This is a genomic window from Exiguobacterium sp. s127, assembly GCF_018618695.1.
Lineage (GTDB): Bacteria > Bacillota > Bacilli > Exiguobacteriales > Exiguobacteriaceae > Exiguobacterium_A > Exiguobacterium_A oxidotolerans.
Map to the genome: position 1 here is coordinate 140,466 of NZ_JACSMO010000001.1, position 23,232 is coordinate 163,697.

17 protein-coding genes are annotated in these 23,232 nt (G+C 47.2%); 14 read left to right on the forward strand and 3 right to left on the reverse strand.

The features are described from left to right. Positions 1 to 4: 4 nt before the first annotated feature. The 5 genes from gatA to KNP98_RS00665 all read left to right on the forward strand — a co-directional run bounded on the left by gatA (position 5) and on the right by KNP98_RS00665 (position 5,949). Positions 5 to 1,447: an Asp-tRNA(Asn)/Glu-tRNA(Gln) amidotransferase subunit GatA gene (gene gatA / locus KNP98_RS00645; RefSeq protein WP_214810542.1), complete on the forward strand. Its 1,443-nt coding sequence runs from the start codon at positions 5 to 7 to the stop codon at positions 1,445 to 1,447. 12 nt (positions 1,448 to 1,459) lie between these two features. Next, complete coding sequence (gene gatB, locus KNP98_RS00650) at positions 1,460 to 2,893, forward strand: Asp-tRNA(Asn)/Glu-tRNA(Gln) amidotransferase subunit GatB (protein ID WP_088837831.1); 1,434 nt, start codon at positions 1,460 to 1,462, stop codon at positions 2,891 to 2,893. Positions 2,894 to 3,049: 156 nt separating this feature from the next. After that, the gene (locus KNP98_RS00655) at positions 3,050 to 4,012 is read left to right on the forward strand and encodes a diacylglycerol kinase (RefSeq protein ID WP_029331519.1); all 963 of its coding nucleotides are present in this window, start codon (positions 3,050 to 3,052) and stop codon (positions 4,010 to 4,012) included. 30 nt (positions 4,013 to 4,042) lie between these two features. Next, a complete protein-coding gene (gene rlmD, locus KNP98_RS00660; RefSeq protein ID WP_214810543.1) occupies positions 4,043 to 5,401 on the forward strand; it encodes a 23S rRNA (uracil(1939)-C(5))-methyltransferase RlmD in 1,359 nt (452 codons plus the stop codon). 38 nt (positions 5,402 to 5,439) lie between these two features. Further along, complete coding sequence (locus tag KNP98_RS00665) at positions 5,440 to 5,949, forward strand: DUF6933 domain-containing protein (protein WP_214807168.1); 510 nt, start codon at positions 5,440 to 5,442, stop codon at positions 5,947 to 5,949. Between the two features lie 87 nt (positions 5,950 to 6,036). On the opposite strand, the gene KNP98_RS00670 is transcribed toward KNP98_RS00665, so the two are convergent. Both KNP98_RS00670 and KNP98_RS00675 read right to left on the reverse strand, forming a co-directional pair. Then, positions 6,037 to 7,194, reverse strand: coding sequence for a helix-turn-helix domain-containing protein (locus KNP98_RS00670; protein ID WP_214768883.1), 1,158 nt, complete (start codon positions 7,192 to 7,194; stop codon positions 6,037 to 6,039). A gap of 120 nt (positions 7,195 to 7,314) precedes the next feature. Next, complete coding sequence (locus tag KNP98_RS00675; RefSeq protein WP_214810544.1) at positions 7,315 to 9,564, reverse strand: methyl-accepting chemotaxis protein; 2,250 nt, start codon at positions 9,562 to 9,564, stop codon at positions 7,315 to 7,317. Positions 9,565 to 9,738: 174 nt separating this feature from the next. On the opposite strand from KNP98_RS00675, the gene KNP98_RS00680 reads away from it, so the two are divergent. Both KNP98_RS00680 and KNP98_RS00685 read left to right on the forward strand, forming a co-directional pair. Beyond that, positions 9,739 to 10,161 (forward strand): CBS domain-containing protein, encoded by a 423-nt coding sequence (locus tag KNP98_RS00680; protein ID WP_029331512.1) that lies wholly within the window; start codon positions 9,739 to 9,741, stop codon positions 10,159 to 10,161. A 128-nt stretch (positions 10,162 to 10,289) separates the two neighbouring features. Further along, on the forward strand, positions 10,290 to 13,088 hold the full coding sequence (locus tag KNP98_RS00685; protein ID WP_214767115.1) for a putative bifunctional diguanylate cyclase/phosphodiesterase: 2,799 nt from the start codon (positions 10,290 to 10,292) through the stop codon (positions 13,086 to 13,088). A 184-nt stretch (positions 13,089 to 13,272) separates the two neighbouring features. Here the strand turns inward: KNP98_RS00685 and KNP98_RS00690 are convergent, their stop codons facing one another. Further along, a complete protein-coding gene (locus tag KNP98_RS00690; protein WP_214767117.1) occupies positions 13,273 to 14,979 on the reverse strand; it encodes a M3 family oligoendopeptidase in 1,707 nt (568 codons plus the stop codon). A gap of 176 nt (positions 14,980 to 15,155) precedes the next feature. On the opposite strand from KNP98_RS00690, the gene KNP98_RS00695 reads away from it, so the two are divergent. The 7 genes from KNP98_RS00695 to KNP98_RS00725 all read left to right on the forward strand — a co-directional run bounded on the left by KNP98_RS00695 (position 15,156) and on the right by KNP98_RS00725 (position 23,224). Next, positions 15,156 to 15,659: a PTS sugar transporter subunit IIA gene (locus KNP98_RS00695; RefSeq protein ID WP_088837825.1), complete on the forward strand. Its 504-nt coding sequence runs from the start codon at positions 15,156 to 15,158 to the stop codon at positions 15,657 to 15,659. A 489-nt stretch (positions 15,660 to 16,148) separates the two neighbouring features. Then, a complete protein-coding gene (locus tag KNP98_RS00700; RefSeq protein WP_214804281.1) occupies positions 16,149 to 16,910 on the forward strand; it encodes an ABC transporter ATP-binding protein in 762 nt (253 codons plus the stop codon). Next, positions 16,897 to 18,813: an ABC transporter permease gene (locus KNP98_RS00705; protein WP_214810545.1), complete on the forward strand. Its 1,917-nt coding sequence runs from the start codon at positions 16,897 to 16,899 to the stop codon at positions 18,811 to 18,813. The genes KNP98_RS00700 and KNP98_RS00705 overlap by 14 nt, the downstream gene beginning before the upstream one ends. A gap of 81 nt (positions 18,814 to 18,894) precedes the next feature. Beyond that, positions 18,895 to 19,581, forward strand: a complete 687-nt coding sequence (locus KNP98_RS00710) for a response regulator transcription factor (protein ID WP_214767123.1) — start codon at positions 18,895 to 18,897, stop codon at positions 19,579 to 19,581. After that, positions 19,578 to 20,570 (forward strand): sensor histidine kinase, encoded by a 993-nt coding sequence (locus tag KNP98_RS00715; protein ID WP_214807171.1) that lies wholly within the window; start codon positions 19,578 to 19,580, stop codon positions 20,568 to 20,570. Before KNP98_RS00710 ends, KNP98_RS00715 begins: the two co-directional genes overlap by 4 nt. Next, positions 20,563 to 21,327, forward strand: a complete 765-nt coding sequence (locus tag KNP98_RS00720) for an ABC transporter ATP-binding protein (protein WP_088837820.1) — start codon at positions 20,563 to 20,565, stop codon at positions 21,325 to 21,327. Before KNP98_RS00715 ends, KNP98_RS00720 begins: the two co-directional genes overlap by 8 nt. 55 nt (positions 21,328 to 21,382) lie before the next feature. Further along, a complete protein-coding gene (locus tag KNP98_RS00725; RefSeq protein ID WP_251135122.1) occupies positions 21,383 to 23,224 on the forward strand; it encodes an FtsX-like permease family protein in 1,842 nt (613 codons plus the stop codon). Positions 23,225 to 23,232 lie beyond the last annotated feature (8 nt).

A 23,232-nucleotide genomic window follows, 5' to 3' on the forward strand; every position in this document is an offset into this window, starting at 1 on the left:
AGGAATGTCACTTTTTGAGCATGGTGTCAAAAAACTGCATACACTCGTCAAGGATGGCGAAGTGAAAGTATCGGATCTCGTTCAAGAATCGTTTGATCAAATCGATCGTGTTGACGGGAAGGTCGGCGCCTTTTTGTCCTTGAATGAAGACGCATTCGAACAAGCAAAACGGATGGATGAGCTCGCAAAACATGAAGCAAACCCATTGTTCGGCTTACCAATCGGTGTAAAAGATAATATCGTCACGAAGGGAATGACGACGACATGCGGCTCGAAATTCCTCGAGAACTTCGTCCCCGCCCACGACGCGACTGTCGTCGAACGTTTACATGAAGCAGGTGCCATCACGATCGGTAAACTGAACATGGATGAATTCGCGATGGGGTCTTCCAATGAGAATTCAGCGTACAAACCGGTCCGTAACCCATGGAACACAAAACACGTTCCAGGCGGATCTTCAGGCGGATCAGCCGCTGCTGTTGCGGCAGGAGAAGTCTTGTTCAGTCTCGGTTCTGATACAGGTGGTTCGATCCGTCAGCCGGCTGCCTATTGTGGTGTCGTCGGTTTAAAACCGACGTACGGTCTCGTTTCACGTTTCGGTCTCGTCGCATTCGCGTCATCGCTCGACCAAATCGGACCATTGACACGGACGGTCGAAGACAACGCCTATTTGCTTAGCGCGATCGCTGGGCATTGTGACATGGATTCGACGTCAGCGAACGTTGACCGGATCGATTATACGAAAGCACTGACAGGTGATATCAAAGGCTTGAAAATCGCCGTTCCAAAAGAATACTTCGGCGAAGGTGTCAGTGAATCTGTGAAAGACAACATTCGTGCAGCCATCAAAAAACTCGAGTCCCTCGGAGCGACGGTCGACGAAGTATCCCTTCCGAACTCGAAGTACGCGCTTGCGACATATTACTTACTCGCTTCATCAGAAGCCTCATCAAACTTAGCCCGCTTTGACGGGATCCGTTACGGTGTCCGTGCTGAAGCAGATGCACTCGAAGATGTCTTCAAGTATTCACGGGCCCAAGGATTCGGCGACGAAGTCAAACGCCGCATCATGCTTGGAACGTACGCGTTAAGTTCAGGTTATTACGACGCGTATTATAAAAAAGCGCAACAAGCGCGGACATTGATTAAAAAAGATTTTGATGACGTCCTCGCGAACTATGATGTCATCATCGGACCGACGGCACCTACACCTGCATTCGAACTCGGTGCGCAAAACGATGATCCTGTGACGATGTATGCGAATGATATCTTGACGATTCCAATCAACTTAGCGGGTGTTCCGGCGATTTCGGTCCCGGCAGGTCTCGTCGACGGATTACCAGTCGGTCTACAAATCATCGGAAAACACTTTGACGAGGCGACGATCTATCGTGCGGCGCATGCTTTCGAGCTTGCAACGGGCGGATTCGCGCTTCCGAAGTTATAAGGAGAGTGCGTTATGAACTTTGAAACGGTTATCGGCATCGAGGTCCACGCCGAACTAAATACAAATACAAAAATGTTTTGTGGCTGTGCCCGTGAGTACGGTGCGGAAACAAATACGAAAACCTGTCCGATTTGTCTCGGACACCCGGGCGTACTTCCGATGGTCAATGAAAAAGCAGTCGAACTCGCGGTTCGTGCGGCAATGGCGCTCAACTGCCACGTCGCCGATCAAACAAAATTCGACCGGAAGAATTACTTCTATCCGGATACGCCGAAAGCCTACCAAATCTCACAATTCGATCAGCCAATCGGGTTTGATGGATTCATCGATGCGGAAGTCGACGGTGAAACAAAACGCTTCCGGATTGAACGGGTCCACTTAGAAGAAGATGCCGGGAAGATGAACCATACGGGTGCTAATCATTCTGTCGTCGACTTTAACCGGACGGGCGCACCTTTGATTGAAATCGTCAGTGAAGCCGACATGCGTTCACCAAAAGAAGCGGTCGCCTACCTCGAACGTTTGAAAGAAGTCCTGCAATACGCAGGCGTCTCGGACGTGAAGATGGAAGAGGGTTCGTTACGGTGCGACTGTAACATCTCAGTCCGTCCTTACGGGCAAGAGAAGTTCGGAACAAAAACCGAACTGAAGAACCTCAACTCGTTCGGTAACGTCTTAAAAGGACTCGAATTCGAAGAAGACCGTCACCGTAAACTTTTACTGGCGGGTGGCGTCATGCGTCAAGAAACACTTCGGTTTGACGAAGCGAAAAAACAGACTGTCTTGATGCGTGTGAAAGAAGGCGCGTCCGATTACCGGTACTTCCCAGAACCGGATCTCGTCAAGCTCGTCCTCGACGAAGACTGGAAAGAAGCGATTCGTGCCGCGATTCCGGAACTTCCGGATGCACGTCGTGTCCGCTATCAAGAAACGCTCGGTTTATCCGCGTATGACGCGAAACAATTAACCGTCACACGCGAGATGGCTGAGTACTTCGAAGCGACGATTGCTGCCGGTGCAGAACCGAAAGCGGCAGCGAACTGGACAGTCGGTGAAGTACAAGGACACTTGAACAAGTCGAGTGAAACGTTCGAAACAATCAAACTGACACCGGCACGTCTCGCCGAGATGATCGAATTAATTGCCGGCGGAACGATTTCTTCGAAAATCGCGAAACAAGTTTTCGCGGCGACGATCGAACAGGGTGTCGAACCGCGTCAGTATGTCGAAGAACAAGGACTCGCTCAAATTTCTGACGAGGGTCTCTTACGAGGACTGATCGTCGAGATGTTCGAAGCAAATCCGGCTGTCGTCGAAGAACTCGTGGGTGGACGAGACCGGAAAAAAGGTTTCGTCATCGGTCAAATCATGAAGAAAACGAAAGGGATGGCGAATCCGGCCCTCCTCGATCAACTCTTCCATGAAGAACTCGAAAAATTAAAATAATCCTTTAAATCGTAGTAGATGTCCCCATTTTTCGTCTCGTAATCAGGCGGAGAACGGGAACATCTTTTTTTTCGGCTTTGTAATGTAGCAAAACTTCATGTAAAATAAAACAGTTATGTATCAAATGGACCGGTTGATTAAAAAGGAGAAAAACTTATGAGACCTAGAGCGCGAGTGATTTATAACCCGACTTCCGGGAAAGAGATGGTAAAGCGAAATCTGCCGTATATCTTAGACCGGCTTGAAGCAGCGGGTTATGAGACTTCCGTCTATTCGACGAAAGCGGTCGGTGACGCAACACATGAAGCAGCACGGGCCTGTGAAGCTGAATTTGACCTCGTCGTGGCTGCGGGTGGAGATGGAACGTTAAACGAAGTCATCAGTGGCATGGCTGCCTACAAGGTTCGCCCTAAACTGGGTGTCTTGCCTGTCGGGACGACGAATGATTTTGGACGAGCGATGCGGATTCCGTTGACGATTGAAGGCGCGATGGATGTCATCTGCACCGGCTATACGATGCCTGTCGACATTGGGAAGATTGAAGGAACGACGGGTGTTCATTATTTCATCAACATCGCAGGTGGCGGCATCATGACGGAGTTGTCTTACGAGGTTCCGTCAAAACTCAAAACGGCACTCGGACAACTCGCTTATTACGTCAAAGGGATGGAGAAGTTACCACAAATCCGTCCGACGTATGTCGAACTCGAACATGAAAAAGGGACGTTCAAAGGCGAAGTCATGTTGTTTTTGACTTCGAATACGAACTCCGTTGGTGGCTTTGAGAAGCTATCTCCGAATGCGTCACTCAATGATGGACGGTTTGATTTATTCATCTTAAAAAAATGTAATCTTGTCGAACTGATTCGCGTCATGCGTCTCGCCTTAAAAGGGGATCACTTCTCGGATCCTTGTGTCGAGCATGTCACGACTTCATTCGTCCGGATGAAAAATACTTCTGAGATGAGCTTGAACATCGACGGTGAGTTCGGTGGCACCTGTGAAGGGGAGATGACGAATTTACAGTCGCATTTCGATGTCATGACACCGAAGTTCCGGATCGATGAGATGGAACTGATTAATACACAACTACAAGAAACAGAAACAAACCTCGCGTAAGGCGCGGGGTTTTCTAGGAGGAACCCAATTATGATCCCAGTACAAAAAAATGACGAGCACGTCGTCGATATCGTTGATTTGACGCACGACGGTTCAGGTGTCGCACGAATCGATGGTTATACGGTCTTCATTCCAGGAGCTTTACCGACGGAACAAGTCAAAATCAGAATTACGAAAACAACGAAATCATATGGTTTCGGACGAATTATCCGTCAAAAGACGAAGAGTGTTGACCGTGTCGAGCCGCCATGTCCTGTCTACAACCAATGTGGGGGCTGCCAACTGCAACACTTATCATATGATGCAGAACTCGTCTTTAAGCACAACCGTGTTCGTGATGCATTTGCCCGCCTCGCAGGACTCGAAATTCCGGTCCATGAAACAATCGGGATGGAAGATCCATGGGGCTACCGCAATAAAGCACAAGTCCCGGTCGCTTTCCAGTCGAACAAGTTGATGGCCGGTTTTTACCAAAAACGGAGCCACCGCATCATCGATATGGATTACTGCTTGATTCAAAACAAGGAAAATGATGAAGCAATCCAAGCGGTCCGTAAAGTCCTCGCTGACTTAAAAGTCCCAGCTTACGATGAAAAGAAACAAACGGGTGTCATCCGTCACATCATGGCACGTCACGGGTACCATACGAATGAATTGATGATCGTCCTCGTGACGAAGGTCAAACAATTGCGTGGCGTCGATAAAATCGTCGCGGGCATCTTAAAAGCTGTCCCAAACGTGACATCGATTCAACACAACATCAACCCAGAGGATACGAACGTCATCTTAGGGAAAAAGAACATCGTCCTGCACGGACCGGCTGTCATCCGCGATCAAATCGCCGGATTGACGTATGAAATCTCGCCACATTCATTCTTCCAAGTCAATCCGTTGCAAACGGAGAAACTATACGGTAAAGCACTGGAGTATGCACAATTGACAGGTGAAGAAATCGTCGTCGACGCGTATTGCGGTATCGGCTCGATTTCATTATCACTTGCACAACAAGCGAAACATGTCTACGGGATTGAAATGGTTCCTCAAGCAATCGACGACGCACGTCGTAACGCCGCTGCGAATGGCATCGACAATGTATCATTCGAGTACGGAACGGCTGAATCCGTCATGCCGGCACTCGTCAAAGCTGGAATCAAACCAGACGTCATCGTCGTTGACCCACCGCGTAAAGGCTGTGACGAAGAATTCCTGCGTGCTGCGGCTGAAGTGGCACCAAAACGAATCGTCTATGTCTCATGTAACGCGTCAACTCAAGCACGTGACGCGAAGTTGTTTGCTGAACTTGGTTACAAGCTGATGGAAGTCACACCTGTCGATATGTTCCCGCATACGACACACGTCGAGAGTGTAGCTCTTTTCGTAAAAATGTAAGAGCAACTTTCTAACTAAAGGAAAAGCGGGGTTGGAGCATGCTGATCGAATGTACAAAAAAACTAGCAGATGCGATGAAAATCAACTTAACTCCGTATGAGACAACTCACGCAGGTTCTTTTTATGAATGGCATGCGAATGTGTTCACGTTTGATCGAAGAAAATGTGTTGTCTTGATGAATAACAAAACAAGATATAGTATCGTCTTCTACGGCATGAAAATGAAAGAATTCAAACAATTTGATGTCATTGCCTTGAAGGCAATCAAGGACACATTTTTAGCAGAAGGATTTTCTAATGCGGTCGTGGATCGTTATCTGGAACGGTGCGGTGACGTCCAGTACTCGAAGACACATGATCGAAGTATCATCGGACAATTGAATGATGCCATCATTAGTATTTCGTGGAAGCTTGAGGACTTTTTACCGACAGAACAAGTGCATATGATGGATTTAAGTATGTGGATCGGAGAAAATTTATTGTGTGGTCCAATCGGCTATGCAGCGCCGATCGATCTTCTAAAAAAAGAGTTCGACTCGTCCTTTTAACTAAATCAGGCGATTCAAAAAACAGGACCCCTTCGTGTAAACGGAGGGTCCTGTTGTCGGTTAAAAAACTAAATCGTCAGCTGCGTTTTACAGGTAGTGCCGTTGTCGATAATGGGTGGGTGTCTCACCAGTCGTCTGTTTAAACGCTTGACTGAAGTGACTTTGGCTCGAAAAATGCAGTTTGTTTGATATCGTCAGCAACGAATCATCAGATGAACGGAGCAAGCGTTTCGCCTCCCGGATTCGCTCCCGGATGACATACCGGGCAAGCGGTAGACCAGTTTCGTCCTTGAACAGGACGGATAGGTAATTGGAGGAGACGTGAATCGCATGACTGATTGAAGAGACGGACAACGGATCGTAAAGATGCTGTTGAATGTAACGGATGGCAGCTAAGACGTGTGGCGAGTGTCGTAACTCTTGGATTTGCTTGACGGCTTCTGCAAAACTGACAGTAATCCGGACGTGACGATTACGAAGTTCAGAGATACTGTTTGCTGCTTCAATCGAATCAATCATCCGGTCGCTGAGTGAGAAGGCTTCGTCCGGTTCAAGTCCACCGATAATGGCAGCACGTGCGCTGAGCAGGACCGTTCCAAGTAGGAGATTCTTTTCTGCCCGAAGTGGTTGATGGCGTGCGAGCGAGCCGAATTCACCATAGGCAGGTAAGGAATAAGTCGTCGCCAATCGCTCGCTTTGACCGGAGGAAATCCAGTCGATGATTTGCTGTTCGCGTTGCCAAGCTTTGCGGTAGGCTGTCGTTCCTGTATGGGCAGGTACGTCTGCGACGAGCGGGATTTCTTCTTCGACGATTTCAGACTCCGTCCGGATTGCGCGGGACGGGAGCTGTCGTCCGTTCAATAACCGATAGACGAGGTGAGCGCAGTCGATTAATCGATTTTCAGTCGTCCGAGGTAACGATTTATAAAATTGGTGATAAGACTCATCCTGAATATGCGCGCGAAACAAGGCGGATTGTAACAGGACGGGACCAATTCGGTATTGCCCTTGATCTGCGACGGCAATGAATAAATACGCCGTTCCATCTTTTAGCGTGTAGAGGAGTGGGACCGATTCAGCAGTCGGCCACTCGGCTTCAAGCGTCAATTGATCGGGATGGACAGGCGCGGTTGGTCGTACATGAAGTGAATCGTTTTCATGTGATTGGTACGATACAAAAAAACCGGTCGTCCCATAAATACTTTCAGCAATCTGGATTAAATCGTCTGTTTGTAGCGGCTTCATGGGTCTACTCCTCTCGGTAGAAATCATTAAGTCTAGTCTAAGGGGTGTACAAGAAATTGTATAGGGAGGAACGAAAAGAAGGAACCTGCGCGTGGCAGGTTCCTTTTTTAATAAGGCTTATCAACGATTGTCTGATTCCTGCTGATTAGTCGAATCATCGAGCACTTCTTCAGCATCGAGTTCAAACAAGTCGCTATCGCTTGTCTGTTCCAATTCGGTCACGGCTGCTTCGTCCGCAACTTCATCAGACGCATCGGCATGAGGCAGTTCGTCAGCTTCGGTTCTTTCTTCAGGTGGCAGTGTATCGTCTAATTGGAAGTCGAACGTCAATTGATGAAGTTCACTTGCGATATGAGCCAAGTGCGTCGCTGCCGTCGTGACGGCTTCGATTGTCGCATTCGTTTCCTGGATACTTGCGGCACTCGTTTCGATACCGGCTGCGTTCTCTTCTGTCAACGCGAGAATCGTTCCCATCGCGTCAGACACTTCTTCTGTCGCAGTCGTCAGAGCGCTGATATCACCGGTTAGTGATTCAGTCCGTTGTGAGACATGATGGACGGAACCGGCGATCTGTTCGAAGTCGATGCCTGTCGTTTTGACGGACTCAAGGGAAATTTTCAAGTCATCCATGACATGGTTCATCGCACTCATCGCGGTGTGCGTCTCTTTTTGAATATTATCGAGGAGCTGTTTAATTTGTTTTGCAGAATGATCGCTTTCCTCTGCAAGCTTCCGGACTTCACTTGCGACGACGGCAAAACCTCGACCTTGTTCACCGACACGCGCCGCTTCGATGGCGGCATTCAAAGCCAGGAGATTCGTCTGGCTTGAAATTGCTTGAAGCGTCCCGAGAATCTTTCCGATTTCGCCTGAACGTTTACCGAGGAATTCGGATGTGTTCTGAATTTCCTGTTCGAGTGAATCGGAGTGTTGTAGTAAGTCGGTAATCGTTTGTTTCGTCAGTGAGCTACCGCGTGTTGCGGCATCGGCGACGGATGCGACTTCAGACAACGTCGTAGCAGCCGCTTGTTGCATCGCGACCGAGCGTTCCTTGACACCGTAAACGGCATGCGAAGATCGTTCCGCCTGTTTCGTTTGCGTTTCACCGGCGGCTGCAATTTCTTCCATCGTTTGACCGATTTGTTGTGACGCATTTTGGACGTGGGTCGCATTTGCTGATAAGTCCTGTGACGCATCACGAACGGTTCCGGCTGATTGTGTCATGGCCGTAATCGTTTGACGCAACTTTTGACGCATCGCATCGAAATTCTCATTGAGGTCAGAAAGTTCATCGCGAATAAAGCGTTTTGGACGTTTTGTCGTCCGTAAATCACCGCTTGCGATCGCGAGGGCTTCCGTCCGAAGTGTCGAGAGGGGACGGTTGATTGAGCGTCCAATTAACCAGGCAATCAATGTCGCTAGCGCAATCGCGACGACAAAGTTGATGAGCGACTGTTCGAGCATGGCATCTTTAGGAGCATACAGAGACGCATAATCTAGTACGACTGCTAGCTTGAAACCTGTTTTAGAAGAGAGTTGCCAGATGACGACTGATTTTTTCCCTGCAACATCCATGATGGCGGAACCGGATTCTTGGTCAATCATCTGTTTCGGTGCACTGAAATAAGACTTTCCTTCTTCACGGAGTTGGTCGAGACTTTTAAAGAAGTAATTTTTATTCGGGTGCGTGACGACTTTTCCGTCTTTTGTATAGCTGAATACGAAACCTTCCTGTCCGATTTCGATTCGCTTCATGTCTTCTGAGAGGCGGTTGATGCTTTTATAGACGGACAAGACACCCTTGATGTTTGCTTGATCATCAAGTGTCGCTTTTGAGAAACTGATGATGGATAGTTTCGTCGCTTCGTCATAATACGGTTCGCTCATGGCGACCGTACTTGAATTTTCAAGTGCTTGTTTATACCAAAGGTCGCTTCGTGGATCATAGCCGGCAGGGACGTCTTGCTTCGGCCAGTTCAAATAGCCGCCTGACGTATCAGCGTATTGGAGAAAAGAATTTTCGATTTTCGATGAACCGTATTTTTCGAGGACGCTGTAAATGTCTTTTGCTTTTTGAGACGGTTCGTCCGTCAGATCAGGAAGGTCTTTTGGATCAGTATAGTTCGGCAGTGAGCCACTCGCCCGCGTGAACGGGAGTCCGGCGAGTAAAGACGTATCTTTTTTTGTATCGTCGATGATCCGCGAGAAGGATTGCTCGAGTTGCTTTAATGCCGTTTGAGACGTTGAATCGACAAGATTTTCAACAGTTTGACTTGTCTGGTTGTATGAGAACCAGGTTGAGACACCTAACGTAAGCGCAGGTAATAGAATGAGACCGATGAAAAGACGGCGTGTGATGGGAAGGCGCATATGTAATTCTCCTATCTAAATAATCTATAAAATCTGTCTATTCTGATTATCGGACGGGTAATGTTAAATATGAAGGAATTATGGTGAGATTTTCATGATTTGAGAAATGAATCGAACGGAAGTTCATGATAAAATAAAGTGGATGTCACAGAGTGACTAGGGAGGAACTTAGAAATGAATATTGCTTTTTTCTTATTGCCAAAAGATGAAGTGAAATACTTAGATCCTGAGTCGACGGTCAGGCAAGCACTTGAAAAGATGAAACATCATCGGTTCACGTCAGTCCCGCTCGTTGATGATAAAGGAAAATATGCAGGAACGCTCACGGAAGGTGATGTGCTTTGGGCACTTGAAAAAAACCTGGAACATGCGGATTATGATCATGTACTTCAAACACGTCTGACAGACATTAAACAACGTGTTCGTTATAAACCCGTTTCGATCACAGCACAAATGGAAGAAATGATTGAGGTCATCACTGATCAAAACTTCGTGCCCGTCATTGATGACGGCAAACACTTCATTGGAATCATTCGTCGACGCGACATCATCGACTATTTCGCTAAAAAGGTAGAGCGAGAGAATGTCCAATATTGAAGAATGGATCAAAAACGCTTTTGTCCCGAAAATAAACGGGCGAAAGCGTTTTTATTGACCTCTTTCCGCTTCACGAATCGCTTCTTTTAGACGATATATAGACATAATGACAATTTAGGGAGGACGATGTGTTGCGACTTTTACCACCAGTCTTCATCGTAGAAGCATTTCGGAAACGCTCCTACTATAAAACGTTCTCATGGATGATTTCGATTATCGGGTTGTTAGCCGTGTTAATTGCGACGCAGCAACTCTTAAAAAATGTAGAAGAAGGTTACAGTTATAAACGTGCGAGCGGCGTGATGGATGTATTTGAACAAGTCAATCAGGCGGAACGCGATCTTACATACTATTATTACTTATCATTGAGTTCACGGGTCGATGACTCGTTGACGGAACGAATCGAGTGGTCGAAAAAGGTCGATGACGAGCTCGTGGCGCTGAGCAAACGTTTAGAGACAATGCCGACGACAAGTTCTTTGAAAGAGGACGTACTAACCGAAATCGACGAGGTTCGAAAAAACGGTTATGTCGCGAGCAATCGATTTTTTACGGCCGTAGCAAATTATAAAAGTGAAATTTTATTTAATCAGCTATCGCTCAGTCAAGATACCGGGAAATATTATTCCTTGTTTTCTAACCTGTTCTTAATGGAACGGGATTTCGGAAAAGCAGGACAGAGCCTGCTTAGTGCAGATCAAGACAAACAATTGGATGCATACGAGTTATCAAGAATACGGCAAATACGTCAAGATTTGGCAGTGAGAAATGATACGGTGACGAAAACGCTTTCGGCAACGATTGATGCTGAAGACGGAGCGTCGAGACTTGATATTAATACGATGAAAAGTGAGATGGCGGCATATTTTGGTGTGATCGATACGACGTTGAGTGAACCCGCACTTCGCGAATACGAAACGTTAGAACGTATTTCAGATCGCTATCAAGGCAGCATGTACCGTTTGTTTAATCGAGCAATTTCAGACGTACAAACGGAAATGACGGACCGGGGAAATGATGTCATTCGAAATGCGTGGTTGATGTTCGTTGCGACGTGCTTCATCATTTTCGCTTTACTCTTACTGACGCTCTCGCTGTTACGTGCTTTCCGAAAAGACTTAGTCATGTTACAGGAAGAAGCAAACGTATTTGCTGAAGGACAGCAACAATCGTTTTATCAAGTGCCGGAACGCAATGATTTTCAACCTGTCGTCCATGCTTTTCGGACGATGACGGCAATCATCTCAGGACTACTGGATTACAATGACCAAAAAACGCTCGAAATCAAACAGAGAAAAGCAGAAATCGAATCCCTGTTTTCACAAAATACAGATCCAATCATTGCCTTAGCAGCAGACTTCAAGTTATTGCATGGGAATGACCAGTTCCAGAAGCTCGTCGAGACGACAGAGTTCGTGACGATTGAAGAACTGATTCACCCGGCTGATTTGAACCGGGTGCGTCGTGCCTTAAATGGGGCAATCGAAGGGCATAGTCAAACGATTCGTTGTAAGATGATTTTCGAAGCGGACATTCGGAATATGTTCGTCAACATCATTTATGTGCCGACGAAAAGCGAGAACGGGATTGCACTTTATTTAACGTGTCACGATGAAACGGATCAATACAGACGAGAAGAGCGGATTACGCAACTGGCACTGTATGACGTCTTGACAACGCTATTGAATCGAAATGGTTTCGAACAAAAGATGACGGAAGCATTGGCAGGGTTACAGCCCGGCGAACTCGTCACAGTCAGTGTACGCCAGTTTAGACGCATCAATGATGCGTATGGGCATAGCGCGGGTGATTTGATTCTAAAAGAAGTAGCGAACCGTTTACGCCGTCACTTCATCGGGACAGGTTCACCGGCACGAATCGGTGGAGATGAATTTGCTGTCTTGATTTCGCAGCAAGGCATCGTCGATTACCACGAATTAAAACGAGTCATGGAACTTCCGTATTATGTCGAAGGTGAAGAAATCCATGTCAGCATCAGTATGAGTATGGTCCGTTATCCGAACGATGCAGTTGCCGTGACCTCGCTCTTGTCATCTGTTGATATCGCGATGCAACATGCGAAACGAGATCAAGCAGGGGAGCCGGTTTGGTTCGAATCATGGATGAGTGAAGAGTACCGTGAATCGGTCGTTCTCGAAGCAGAGTTGCGCGAAGCGATCGTCAAAAATGAGCTTCAATTATTTTATCAGCCACAAATTAACTTAAAGACAGGACAGGTCGAAGGCTGTGAAGCGTTACTCCGTTGGTTCCATCCTGAACGAGGCATGATTAGCCCGGCCGTCTTCATTCCGATTGCCGAGCGCTCGATGCTGATTGAAGAAGTCGGCATGTGGGTCGTTCAGGAAACGGTCAACCAAATTAGACGCTGGGAGCAGACGCCACTTGCGATGCTTGGTGTTTCAGCTAACTTATCAGTGAAAGAACTTGCTTCCGGTCGCATCGTCGACTATTTGGCGGATATCAGAAATGAACATCCGGGAATTGAACGGCGGATGGAGTTAGAAATCACGGAATCGTTTGGTGTCTTTTCCGATAAACGCGTCTTTGATGCCCTCGAGTCGCTACATGCAATGGGTTATCAATTGGCAATCGATGATTTTGGAACCGGCTATTCTTCTTTGTCTTATTTAAGTCGCCTTCCGATCCAACGTCTGAAAATCGACCGCTCCTTCATTAGCGGGGAAGATGCATGTTCGAATGCACCATTGATCGAGACAATCATCAAGCTTGCGCATACGTTGAAGTACGACGTAGTCGCAGAGGGAATTGAACAGTTGGAACAAAGCGAGAGTTTACGAAAGCTCGACTGTGAATATGGACAAGGGTTCTACTATTCCCGTCCGATTCCGGCAGATGAATTTGAAGTTTGGTTCATGCAGCATCAGGAAACATTGAAATCTTCATGAGACAACCGAAGCGGAGAGTGGGTACTTCGTTCGTTTCGGCTGGGATTAACGTAAACTACGCGTGCACAAAAAAAGCTCCGTTTTCCTGTCCATTGAACTGACAGGAAAACGGGGCTTATGTTTTTTGCTTGAGGACAGCACACTTGCGAACGAGTGATTCCTGTTGCTGCCAGGCATGTTTTAGTTAGACACGATCGAGTGCTAAGTCGTCTGCTTGTTCGAGATAGGCTTTGATTGGTGCGACCGCTTCGTCGACTGTTCCGTCAGCGAAAGGTGACTTCAAGCCGGCGCGTTCGACAAGTGCAAGGAAACTTTCTGATCCACCTGCTTTACAGAGCGCGAGGTACGATTTCCAAGCGGCTTCGCGGTCCTTCTCCATCCACGCATAGAACTGGAAGGCGCAGACTTGAGCGAGTGTGTAATCAATGTAATAGAACGGGCTGCCGAAGACATGTCCTTGCTGATGCCACCAAGCACCTGAATCGAGGTAGTCATTCTCCTCGTAGTTGCGATGCGGGAGGTATTTCTTCTCGATCGTCCGCCACGCTTGACGACGTTCAGCCGGTGTGAGCTCCGGTTTGCTGTAGATGACGTGTTGGAACTCGTCGACTGCGACTCCATATGGTAAGAAGGTAACACCGCCAGCCAAGTGACTGAATTTATACTTCGATGTTTCTTCACCGAAGAATTCTTCCATCCATGGGTACGCGAAGTATTCCATCGACATCGAATGGATTTCGCATGCCTCATATGTCGGGAACCCGTACTCCGGTGTCGTGAAGTGACGGCTCTCATAAACTTGGAAAGCATGACCGACTTCATGCGTCAAGACGTCGATATCTCCCGACGTCCCGTTGAAGTTCGAGAAGATGAACGGCAGTTTTTCGTCAGCGATGTAGGTACAATACCCACCGCCTGCTTTACCTGGCTTCGCCGTCAAATCAAGGGCACCACGCTCGATCATGTAATCGAAGAATTCATTTGTCTCAGGCGACATCTCGCGGTACATTTTCTTTCCGCCTTCGATGATGAAAGCTTCCTCGCCTTGCGGTGTCGCGTTTCCTGATTTGAAAGCGAATCCTTCATCGTAGTAGTAGAGTGAATCGACACCAATCCGGCGTTGTTGACGTTCTTTTAGTGACGTCGCAATCGGAACGATCGTGTCAAGGATTTGCTGGCGGTAATCCTCGACCATCGACTGGTTATAGTCGACGCGAAGCATCCGGGCATAACCGAGTTCGACAAATGATGGGAATCCGAGCGTCGTGGCGATTTCAGTCCGGACATGGACGAGTTTGTCGTAAATCGTATCAATCGCTTCGCCGTGTTCTGCTAAATAACCGTAACGTGCTTCTGAAGCCGCTTTACGAACCGCGCGGTCAGGTGACTGCAAGTAAGGACCGAACTGAGACAAGTTCAACGTTTTGCCATCAAATTCGATTTCTGCTGAAGACATCAACTTCGTGTATTCACTCGAGAGACGATTTTCTTCTTGAAGCTTCGGAATGATTGCTTCTGAAAAAGTTTTTAAGCTGGCTTCTGCTAAGAGGAAGAGTTGTTTGCCCCAAGTCGTTTCGAGCTGTTCACGGAGCGCATGCGCCGTCAACACATGATAGTAACTCGAGACGTAGCCCTGATAGACGGGGCCTGCTTCATCAAAAAAGCCTTGTTCCGTTTCGTAAAATGCGTCGCGCGTATCAATCGTATGACGAATCTCGACGATTTGGCTCGCTGTTTCGAATTGGTTTCTAAGGGTATTAATCTCAGTGATGGCTGCGTTTGCCTGTTCGACTTGTGTGGCTTCTTTTAAACGAGAAATTGCGTTTTGCATGGTGGTTTCTAAAACATTCAGATCAGGACGGACATATGTAAGTTCTGAAAATGGTAACATGTAAGCGCCTCCTTTTGATTTCTAACTATTATCACACAAAAATACTTGCAAAACTAGAGGGACAAACGTATGCTTTTTGTGAGAACGTGAGCGAGTCGTTCATAAACACGCTCCTATAAAAAAATCGAATCTTCTTCAATGAAGAAAAACGATCAAGAAAGTAGAGGGATAGTATCATGGGATTCTTTAAAAAATTGTTTGGTGGCAACGAAGCAGGAAACGCAAAAATCACTTCTGCACTTACAGGTAAAATCGTCAGCATCGAGAACGTACCCGATCAAGTCTTCTCACAAAAAATGATGGGAGACGGAGTCGCAATCGAACCGACTGAAGGTAAAGTGGTCGCACCGATTAACGCAACAGTCGAAACGATTTTCCCAACAAAACATGCAATCGGTCTTAAAGGTGAAGATGGTCTCGAACTATTAATTCACGTTGGTTTAGATACAGTTAACCTTAAAGGTGAAGGTTTCACAGCACATGTTCAATCTGGTGATAAAGTCAAAGCGGGCGATGTCCTCGTTGAGTTCGATTTAGATTACATCCGTGCGAATGCACCATCGACGGTTACACCAATCATCGTCACGAACCACGACCAATTCACACTTTCTGCTGTTCCTGCTGAAGGTACTTCAGTAGTGGCAGGCGAAACAGAATTGTTCAAGGCAACACATAAATAATCTGATTACGCGCGAAATTTTGCGCTTCTCCTGAAACTCCCTCATCTTACGAGATGAGGGAGTTTCAGACTGTAGACAACGTGCTATCGGGAGAGCAAGCGTCTTTTTTCGTTGCTTTCCTCGGGCGAGGCGCAAGCCGTTGCTCCTTGGATCCTAGCGGCCAACGAGCAGGGTCTTGCCTGCCTCTGAAAGTGCGTTATAAACGCACTTTTCCCCGTAGGAGTCAACGAAACGTGACGCTTTTTAGGTAATACCGTGAGGGAAATCAAGGCATGCAGACGGTTTAGAACCCAATCCGTCTCGATATAGCATATTCACGCTTCATAAGAGTTTGTCTACACGACTCCCTCATCTTACGAGATGAGGGAGTTTTTTGTTCTCCACCCAAACCTTACTGTTTTGTAAGTGAATTGAAAGTCAACTCCATCCCTTGAAGTACGATTGCTCGGTAGACTGAAGGTAACGAATCGACTTCAGGAGGAACAGAATATGAAAGCAATTTTGAATGCAGAAAATATCACGAAGGTATACCAAACGAAGATGGCGCGGCATGAAGCACTAAAACCGACATCATTGACGGTACATGAAGCGGAGTTTGTCAGCATCATGGGTCCTTCAGGAGCTGGTAAATCAACACTGTTGAATCTTTTATCGACGATTGATCAACCGAGTGAAGGTATGATTTCGATTAATGGTGAAGATGTCACGAGCATGACTGAAAAACAGTTGGCACGGTTTCGTCGGGAACGACTGGGTTTCATCTTCCAAGACTTTAACTTACTCGACACGATGACGGTCGAAGAAAACATTGCCTTTCCGCTTGCGCTGGCACGTGTCGAGAAAGCGATGATTGTGTTGCGTGTTGAACAAGTGGCGCGGCAACTTGGAGTCGAAGATTTATTGAAGAAACGTCCGGTCGAACTTTCAGGTGGTCAAAAACAACGCGTCGCAGCAGCACGTGCAATCATCCACCAACCATCACTCCTCTTAGCCGATGAGCCAACGGGAGCACTCGATTCAAAGTCAGCGACAGGGTTACTCGAAGCCCTCGAGACGCTGAATGAACAAGGGGCAACGATTTTGATGGTGACCCATGATCCTGTCACGGCGTCATACGCGGAACGCATTGTCTTTGTCAAAGATGGAGAGCTGTTCCGGGAAATCCATCGGTTTGGGACGCAAAAGGAATTTTTCGAACAAATCATGGAAGTCCAACGCGAACTCGGGGGTGCAGCACGTGAGTTTGTCTAAATTAGCTTTTCGTAATTTAAAGAACATCCGGCACAATATGATGTATCTAGGTGCCGTCACATTCGCAATTTTGATTTATTACACGTTTTTAGGGATTCGTTCGAACGAAGCGATGCTGAACGCAAATGAGATGTACGGTAAGCTCGGGACGGTCTTTACGGGATCGAGTATCATCTTGGCCGTGTTCTCGACGATTTTCATTTGGTATTCGAGTGACTTTTTCTTACGACGTCGTAAACAAGAACTTGGTTTATATGCGTTACTTGGACTCGAGCGAAAACAAATCGCTCAACTGATCTTTATTGAAACGATGGGATATGGAATGGTCGGATTGATCATCGGGACCGCTCTAGGGACGGTTGCTTCAAAATACTTTGTTCAACTGCTTGCGCATGTCATGGCAATCGATATCGAAGCGACGTTTACGATCAGCCTCGCTGCAATGGGTCAGACGATTGCCGTGTTCTTGGTCATTTTTTTATTGATTGCTCTGCGATCGGCACGAACAATTTATCGCTTCACCTTGATTGAACTATTCAAAGCAAACCAACAAGTCGAAGTGATTCCGAAAGTCCATCCGATTCTCGCAGTCCTTTCTCTTCTATTGATGGGATTCGGTTATTACCTGACGGGGCAGCCGCTGCTCGATCACTTTACTGTAGTCGCGCCACTCTTGATAGTTTGTATCATCGTCGGAACATTCGGGACGATGAGTTACTTTACAATTTTCTTGTTGCGTGTTCTCAGTAAGCAGGCACGTCACTTCGAAGGAACGAATTTGATTTTACATGGTCAATTGCTGTCACGCGTCAAGTCGAATGCTGTCATGTTATCAACGATTACTGTCATCACGGCAGTCACACTGACGACGGTCGGAACAGCGACATCGATTTACTATTTCATCGATCGAACGGTCGAGCAACAAATGCCATACAGTTTATCGGTTGCGAGTAAACGACCGGAGGCAGAGCAATTGATTAAGGAATCGAATCAAACCATTGAACAGCGGACGATGGTCAACGTCAAAAATGTCGACCATCAGATGAAAGAGTTACCAAATCCGTTATATTTGACGAAGTACTACCGAACATATGCGATGGACGGTTCAAAAGGACAATTCAGCTACATCAATTATTCAGACTACCGCAGACTAGCGAAGGCGAACGGAAAACGTGTTTTACCTGAGCCGCAACAAGGTGAGGCGATTGTCCTCGAGACATTCAAAGGAAACGACTTGTTGCAGGAACGAGTCAAGTCACCCGTTGGAATCAAGATAAACGACATCCATTCGTCCTTTCGCATCACGGGTGAAACGGATTTACCAATCGCTCAACTCTATGAGAAACAACGATTGGCGTTCGTCGTTTCGGACGATGCCTTCGCGATGATGCCGGAGCGTGCATGGATGCTGACGAATTATCAATTTTCAGATGAACGGACGGATGACGGGTTGATGAAGAAACTCGAGGCACTTTACGGAAAGCAGGCGGAAACGGACATGGCGGCCTATTATCCGGTCTACGCGATAACGACGGCGACGACAGGGCTGCTCGCATTTGCTGCCGGGTTCCTCGGACTCGTCTTCCTGCTCGCGACAGGTTCAATCATCTACTTCAAGATGCTTGCGGAAGCAGAAGAATCAAAGCACCGTTTTGCGATCATTCAAAAGGTTGGGGTGGCGCAAGGCGAACAGGTGAGTATCATTCGTCGCCTCGTCGGATTTGTCTTCTCCCTACCGTACCTCCTTGGACTCATTCACAGCATCTTTGCGATGCAAGTCCTTCAAAAACTACTCAACTACAACATCGTCATGCCGACAGTCCTTGCGATTGGCTGTTATACGGTCGTCTACCTTGTGTATTACATCATGACGGTCCGAGCGTACCGGCGGATTGTGATGTGACGACGGTGACTGGAAACGAATAATCGTTTCCAGTCCTTTTTTTGTTCGGTATGATAGATAACGAAGGAGATGAATCATTCGATGGAAACAATTTTATTAGTGGAAGATGATCAAAAAATCGCGGAGTTACTTCAAGAGTTGCTCGAACGTTATGATTTCCGTGTCATTCACGAAGATGGATTTGGTGATGTCGCGGCACGTTTTGAAGAGACGAAGCCGGATGTCATCTTGCTTGATGTGAACCTTCCGAAGTTCGACGGCTTTTATTGGTGCCGGCAGCTTCGCTTAAAAACACGTGCCCCGATTTTGTTCATTTCGGCGCGAGTCGGAGAAATGGATCAAGTCATGGCACTTGAATATGGGGCGGATGACTACATCGTTAAACCGTTCCAAGGAGCCGTTGTCATCGCGAAAATCAAAAGTCAGATTCGGCGGGCGTACGGGACGTTATCAAGTGAGAATGATGAACGGACCGTCGTGAAGGCGGGCATCACGTTGTATTTAGATCGGTATATCGTCGAACATGGTGATCAATCGATTGAACTATCGAAAAAAGAGGGTTTGATTTTAGAAATGTTACTGACGGCTAGCCCGCGGATTGTCAGCCGGGGAGACCTGCTCGAACGAATTTGGGATGATGAAGCCTTCGTCGATGAAAATACATTGAACGTCAATATTACGCGTGTTCGTAAACGTTTGACAGAAATCGGCGTGTCAGGGCTTGAGACGGTCCGGGGAGTCGGGTATTGCCTGGTGCTTGAAAAATGAAACTGTTTTTTCGTTATACGATTCCAGGACTGCTGTTTTTCATCGTTCAACTGGTCGGCTTATTTCTCGTCTTATGGTTATACGATCTTTATCAACCCGCAGCGTTTTTCTATATCATCTTACTTGATACAATCGCGCTCATCATTTATTTAAGCTATCGCTTTTTTAGTATGTTGCCACTGCTTAAACGATTACAAAATCCGATTACCTCGGTTGCAGAACCGATTCGCCCCGGCAGTGAGGAACCAATCGCTGCAGCAGTCGAACAATTTTTAGAACGGCAACAAACGATTTTTCGAAACAGTTTGTTTGCCGAACGGCGGAAAGAAAAAGAACGGCACCGGTACGTCGATCAGTGGATTCATCAAATGAAGACGCCGCTCTCGGTCATCGAACTGATTCTTGAACATCCGGGTGAAGATTACCGGACAGATCTGCGGCACGAAGTCGAACGACTACGGACAGGTCTTGATCAAATGTTGTATTCGTCACGCCTCGAAGCAATCGAGACGGATTTGAAGGCGGAGCAACTTAATCTCCGTGTTCTCGTCATGGACATCATCAATCAAGAAAAACGACTGTTTGTCAAAAATAAAGTCTATCCGAAGCTTGAAATCGAACCGTCCTTATACGTGTATACAGATGCTAAATGGTTCCGCTTTTTGTTACTTCAACTGTTGACGAACGCCGTCAAATACACGACGGGACATGGTAAAGAAGTTCTGATTCGGGCGATGGAACGCGACGGACAAGTCGTGCTGACATTGATTGATGATGGAGTCGGCATTCCGAAGCGTGACTTGCCGCGTGTCTTCAACGCCTTCTTCACGGGTGAAAATGGACGGCGTTACGGAGAGTCGACCGGAATGGGACTTTATTTCGTCTGGCAGGTCTGTACGAAGCTCGGGCATGAAATTGAATTGAATAGTCTGGAAGGCCAAGGGACGACGTGTCGATTGAAGCTTGTAGGAGGACGAACGGATGATTGAAGTCAAACAGCTTGGGAAAGTATATGCAGGAAAAGTAACGGAACAACCGCTGACGGATTTGAATTTCCGTGTCGAGGAAGGCGAGATGGTCGCGGTGATGGGGCCGTCCGGAAGTGGCAAGTCGACACTGATCAACTTACTGGCGACGCTCGATCAACCGAGCTGGGGTTCGATTTTGATGGAGGGCATTGATACATCGACCTTCAAGCGAAAAGAAACGACGCGCTTTCGGCGTGAGACACTCGGAATCATTTTTCAAGAGTTCAATCTACTCGATTCGTTGACGCTTGGTGAAAACATGCTCGTTCCGTTGATGTTGTCTGGGAAAAAGACGAAGCTCGCGCGAGAGGAGATGCTGCATCTCGCAAAACGGCTTCAAATCGATGAACTACTCGACAAACAGGTGGATGAAGTATCCGGTGGACAGCGCCAACGCGCTGCGATTGGGCGTGCTTTAATCCATGCTCCGCGTTTGATGTTGGCTGACGAGCCGACCGGTGCACTCGATTTCCAAGCGACAAAACATGTAATGGAATTACTTGCTGAGTTAAATGCAGCCGGGATGACGATGGTCATCGTCACCCATGACCCGACGGTCGCCTCGTATTGTAACCATGTCTTATTTTTGAAGGATGGTAATATTCAAACCGAGTTGTTTCGTGACGAACCCCGTCGTGTCTTCTTTCAACGCGTCATCGAGTCGCTGTCGTTATTAGGAGGGGACGAACATCAACTATCTACAATACGCCCTACGTAACATTAAACGCTATCAGCGTCTGTACTATGGGTACGCCCTGACGATTGTCATCGCGATGACGATTTCGACGAGCTACTGGAACTTAGTGACGAGTGCTTCGTTCCAAAATGTCGCAAAAGTCTTAAGTCAATTGAATCAAGTCATCGAACTGACGATGATTTTTGTTTTTATCGCGGAACTGATTATTTTGTTTTTCAGTATCCTGTTCATCTATGCGACGACGTATACGATGCTTGAACACCGTAAAAATGATTTACGTGTCATGCGGACGCTCGGGAGCGGATTTTCGCACTTTTTAAAGTACTTCCTCATTGAGGTTCTCCTTGTCGGCGGACTAGCGATTTCGGCGGGGTTGTTGCTTGGAGTCGTCTTGACGAAACTGATGTTGCTGGCAATCGAAAAAGTGATGTTTTTACCACAACTCGATATTGAGATCTCTGCACTGTCGTTTTTAGTACTCATCGCCGGGGCGCTCCTCGTTCTCTTAACGGCGACAGTACTCGCAATCTATCGATTCCGTCCGGATCGCCCCATTCGGACACGCTCAACATGGAAACGCCGCTTTCGTATGTCGCTGCGCGTCCTGGCGATTCTTCTGTTGTTGTACGGCTATATATTAGCGTTCGTCCAACAAACCGGATTTGTTTTGTTGTTTCCACTCGTCATTTTTATCGGTTCCTTTTTCATCTGCCGTAATGTGTTACCGACGTTGATGAAATTGTATCGTCCCCGGACGTTATCGTTACGTAAACTCATCCTTTCTGAAATTGCGACACAGCTCCGGACGAATAGCACCCTCGTTGCCCTTGGGACGATTTTGACGTCATGTGCACTAACGGCAGTCGGGCTCGTCTTCATCTTTCAAGTAGTCGGGTTAGACTTATCTTCACAAAATCATTTTGGACTCGTCTATTATGAAGAGTCGAAAGAGCAGTCCGAACGCTTGCAAAAGATTGAAGAGACGATGGAAGAGACGTTCCCGGACAAATATCAGCAGGAAGTTCGTCTGAAAAAGAAGGGGACACGTTACGTGTTGCCTTTATCCGACTACAATCAATTATTAAACGAGCTGGGACAGAAACGACGCGAGCTGAACGACCGTGAGGCGCTTCAAATTCCAGCCCGTCCCGTTCAGTTAAAAGAACAGACACCGACGATGGAAAAAGCGCGACAGGCGATGGAACAAGCTGGATACAGATTAGTAACCCCGGCTAAACACCGCCTCTTTTTCGGTTATAACTATCGCATCGAAACGCTGTTTGTCATCAGTGATCAGCGCTTCAACGAACTGGCACAACCCCTCGCCCGGATTCGTGTTTTTGAAACGCCAGCCTATCGGGATTACGGGACAGGGGCTTGGGATGACTGGATGTCAATCGTCCGGGACATTCAGTCGAAATCGAAGATGACGAACGAAGCGGCGGCGCCGTATCAATTAATCAATGAAACAGAAGATGAACTCGATGGGATTCGGATTGTCCGTCTCGTCTCATTCGTCGTCATTTTACTGACGGTCTGGCTCTTCGTCATCAACGCGAGTTTCCTCCACGTCTGGATGCAGATGACGGCTGAACAAGAACAAAAACGATTGAAGACGCTGTTTGCCCTCGGTTTTGATCGTCAAAGTGTCCGAACGTTTTTACTTGTGAAATATGGAGCGGTCTTGATGATTCCATACTTGATTTCCGTATTTCATGCCTGGTTGTTGTTCCAAGCCATCATTTCCGAGGCGGGTCTTAAGATGGGTCCCCTGTTCGGTGTTTCCTTGATGTGGATTGGAATCGTCACGTTTTGTTATATCGGAAGCATCTTCCCGCTCTGGGTTCAGTATCCACGACACCTGCTTCAAAAATCAGGCGAAAGTTCGATGTATCCGATACCGGATTCAAGGGTATGATAAGAGCA

Coding starts and splice junctions, on each gene's coding strand:
- rlmD (WP_214810543.1), top strand. CDS start 4,043: ATGATCCCAGTACAAAAAAATGACGAGCACGTCGTCGATATCGTTGAT.
- KNP98_RS00725 (WP_251135122.1), top strand. CDS start 21,383: ATGACGATTTCGACGAGCTACTGGAACTTAGTGACGAGTGCTTCGTTC.
- gatA (WP_214810542.1), top strand. CDS start 5: ATGTCACTTTTTGAGCATGGTGTCAAAAAACTGCATACACTCGTCAAG.
- KNP98_RS00690 (WP_214767117.1), bottom strand. CDS start 14,979: ATGTTACCATTTTCAGAACTTACATATGTCCGTCCTGATCTGAATGTT.
- KNP98_RS00655 (WP_029331519.1), top strand. CDS start 3,050: ATGAGACCTAGAGCGCGAGTGATTTATAACCCGACTTCCGGGAAAGAG.
- KNP98_RS00665 (WP_214807168.1), top strand. CDS start 5,440: ATGCTGATCGAATGTACAAAAAAACTAGCAGATGCGATGAAAATCAAC.
- KNP98_RS00675 (WP_214810544.1), bottom strand. CDS start 9,564: ATGCGCCTTCCCATCACACGCCGTCTTTTCATCGGTCTCATTCTATTA.
- KNP98_RS00680 (WP_029331512.1), top strand. CDS start 9,739: ATGAATATTGCTTTTTTCTTATTGCCAAAAGATGAAGTGAAATACTTA.
- gatB (WP_088837831.1), top strand. CDS start 1,460: ATGAACTTTGAAACGGTTATCGGCATCGAGGTCCACGCCGAACTAAAT.
- KNP98_RS00720 (WP_088837820.1), top strand. CDS start 20,563: ATGATTGAAGTCAAACAGCTTGGGAAAGTATATGCAGGAAAAGTAACG.
- KNP98_RS00670 (WP_214768883.1), bottom strand. CDS start 7,194: ATGAAGCCGCTACAAACAGACGATTTAATCCAGATTGCTGAAAGTATT.
- KNP98_RS00715 (WP_214807171.1), top strand. CDS start 19,578: ATGAAACTGTTTTTTCGTTATACGATTCCAGGACTGCTGTTTTTCATC.
- KNP98_RS00710 (WP_214767123.1), top strand. CDS start 18,895: ATGGAAACAATTTTATTAGTGGAAGATGATCAAAAAATCGCGGAGTTA.
- KNP98_RS00700 (WP_214804281.1), top strand. CDS start 16,149: ATGAAAGCAATTTTGAATGCAGAAAATATCACGAAGGTATACCAAACG.
- KNP98_RS00695 (WP_088837825.1), top strand. CDS start 15,156: ATGGGATTCTTTAAAAAATTGTTTGGTGGCAACGAAGCAGGAAACGCA.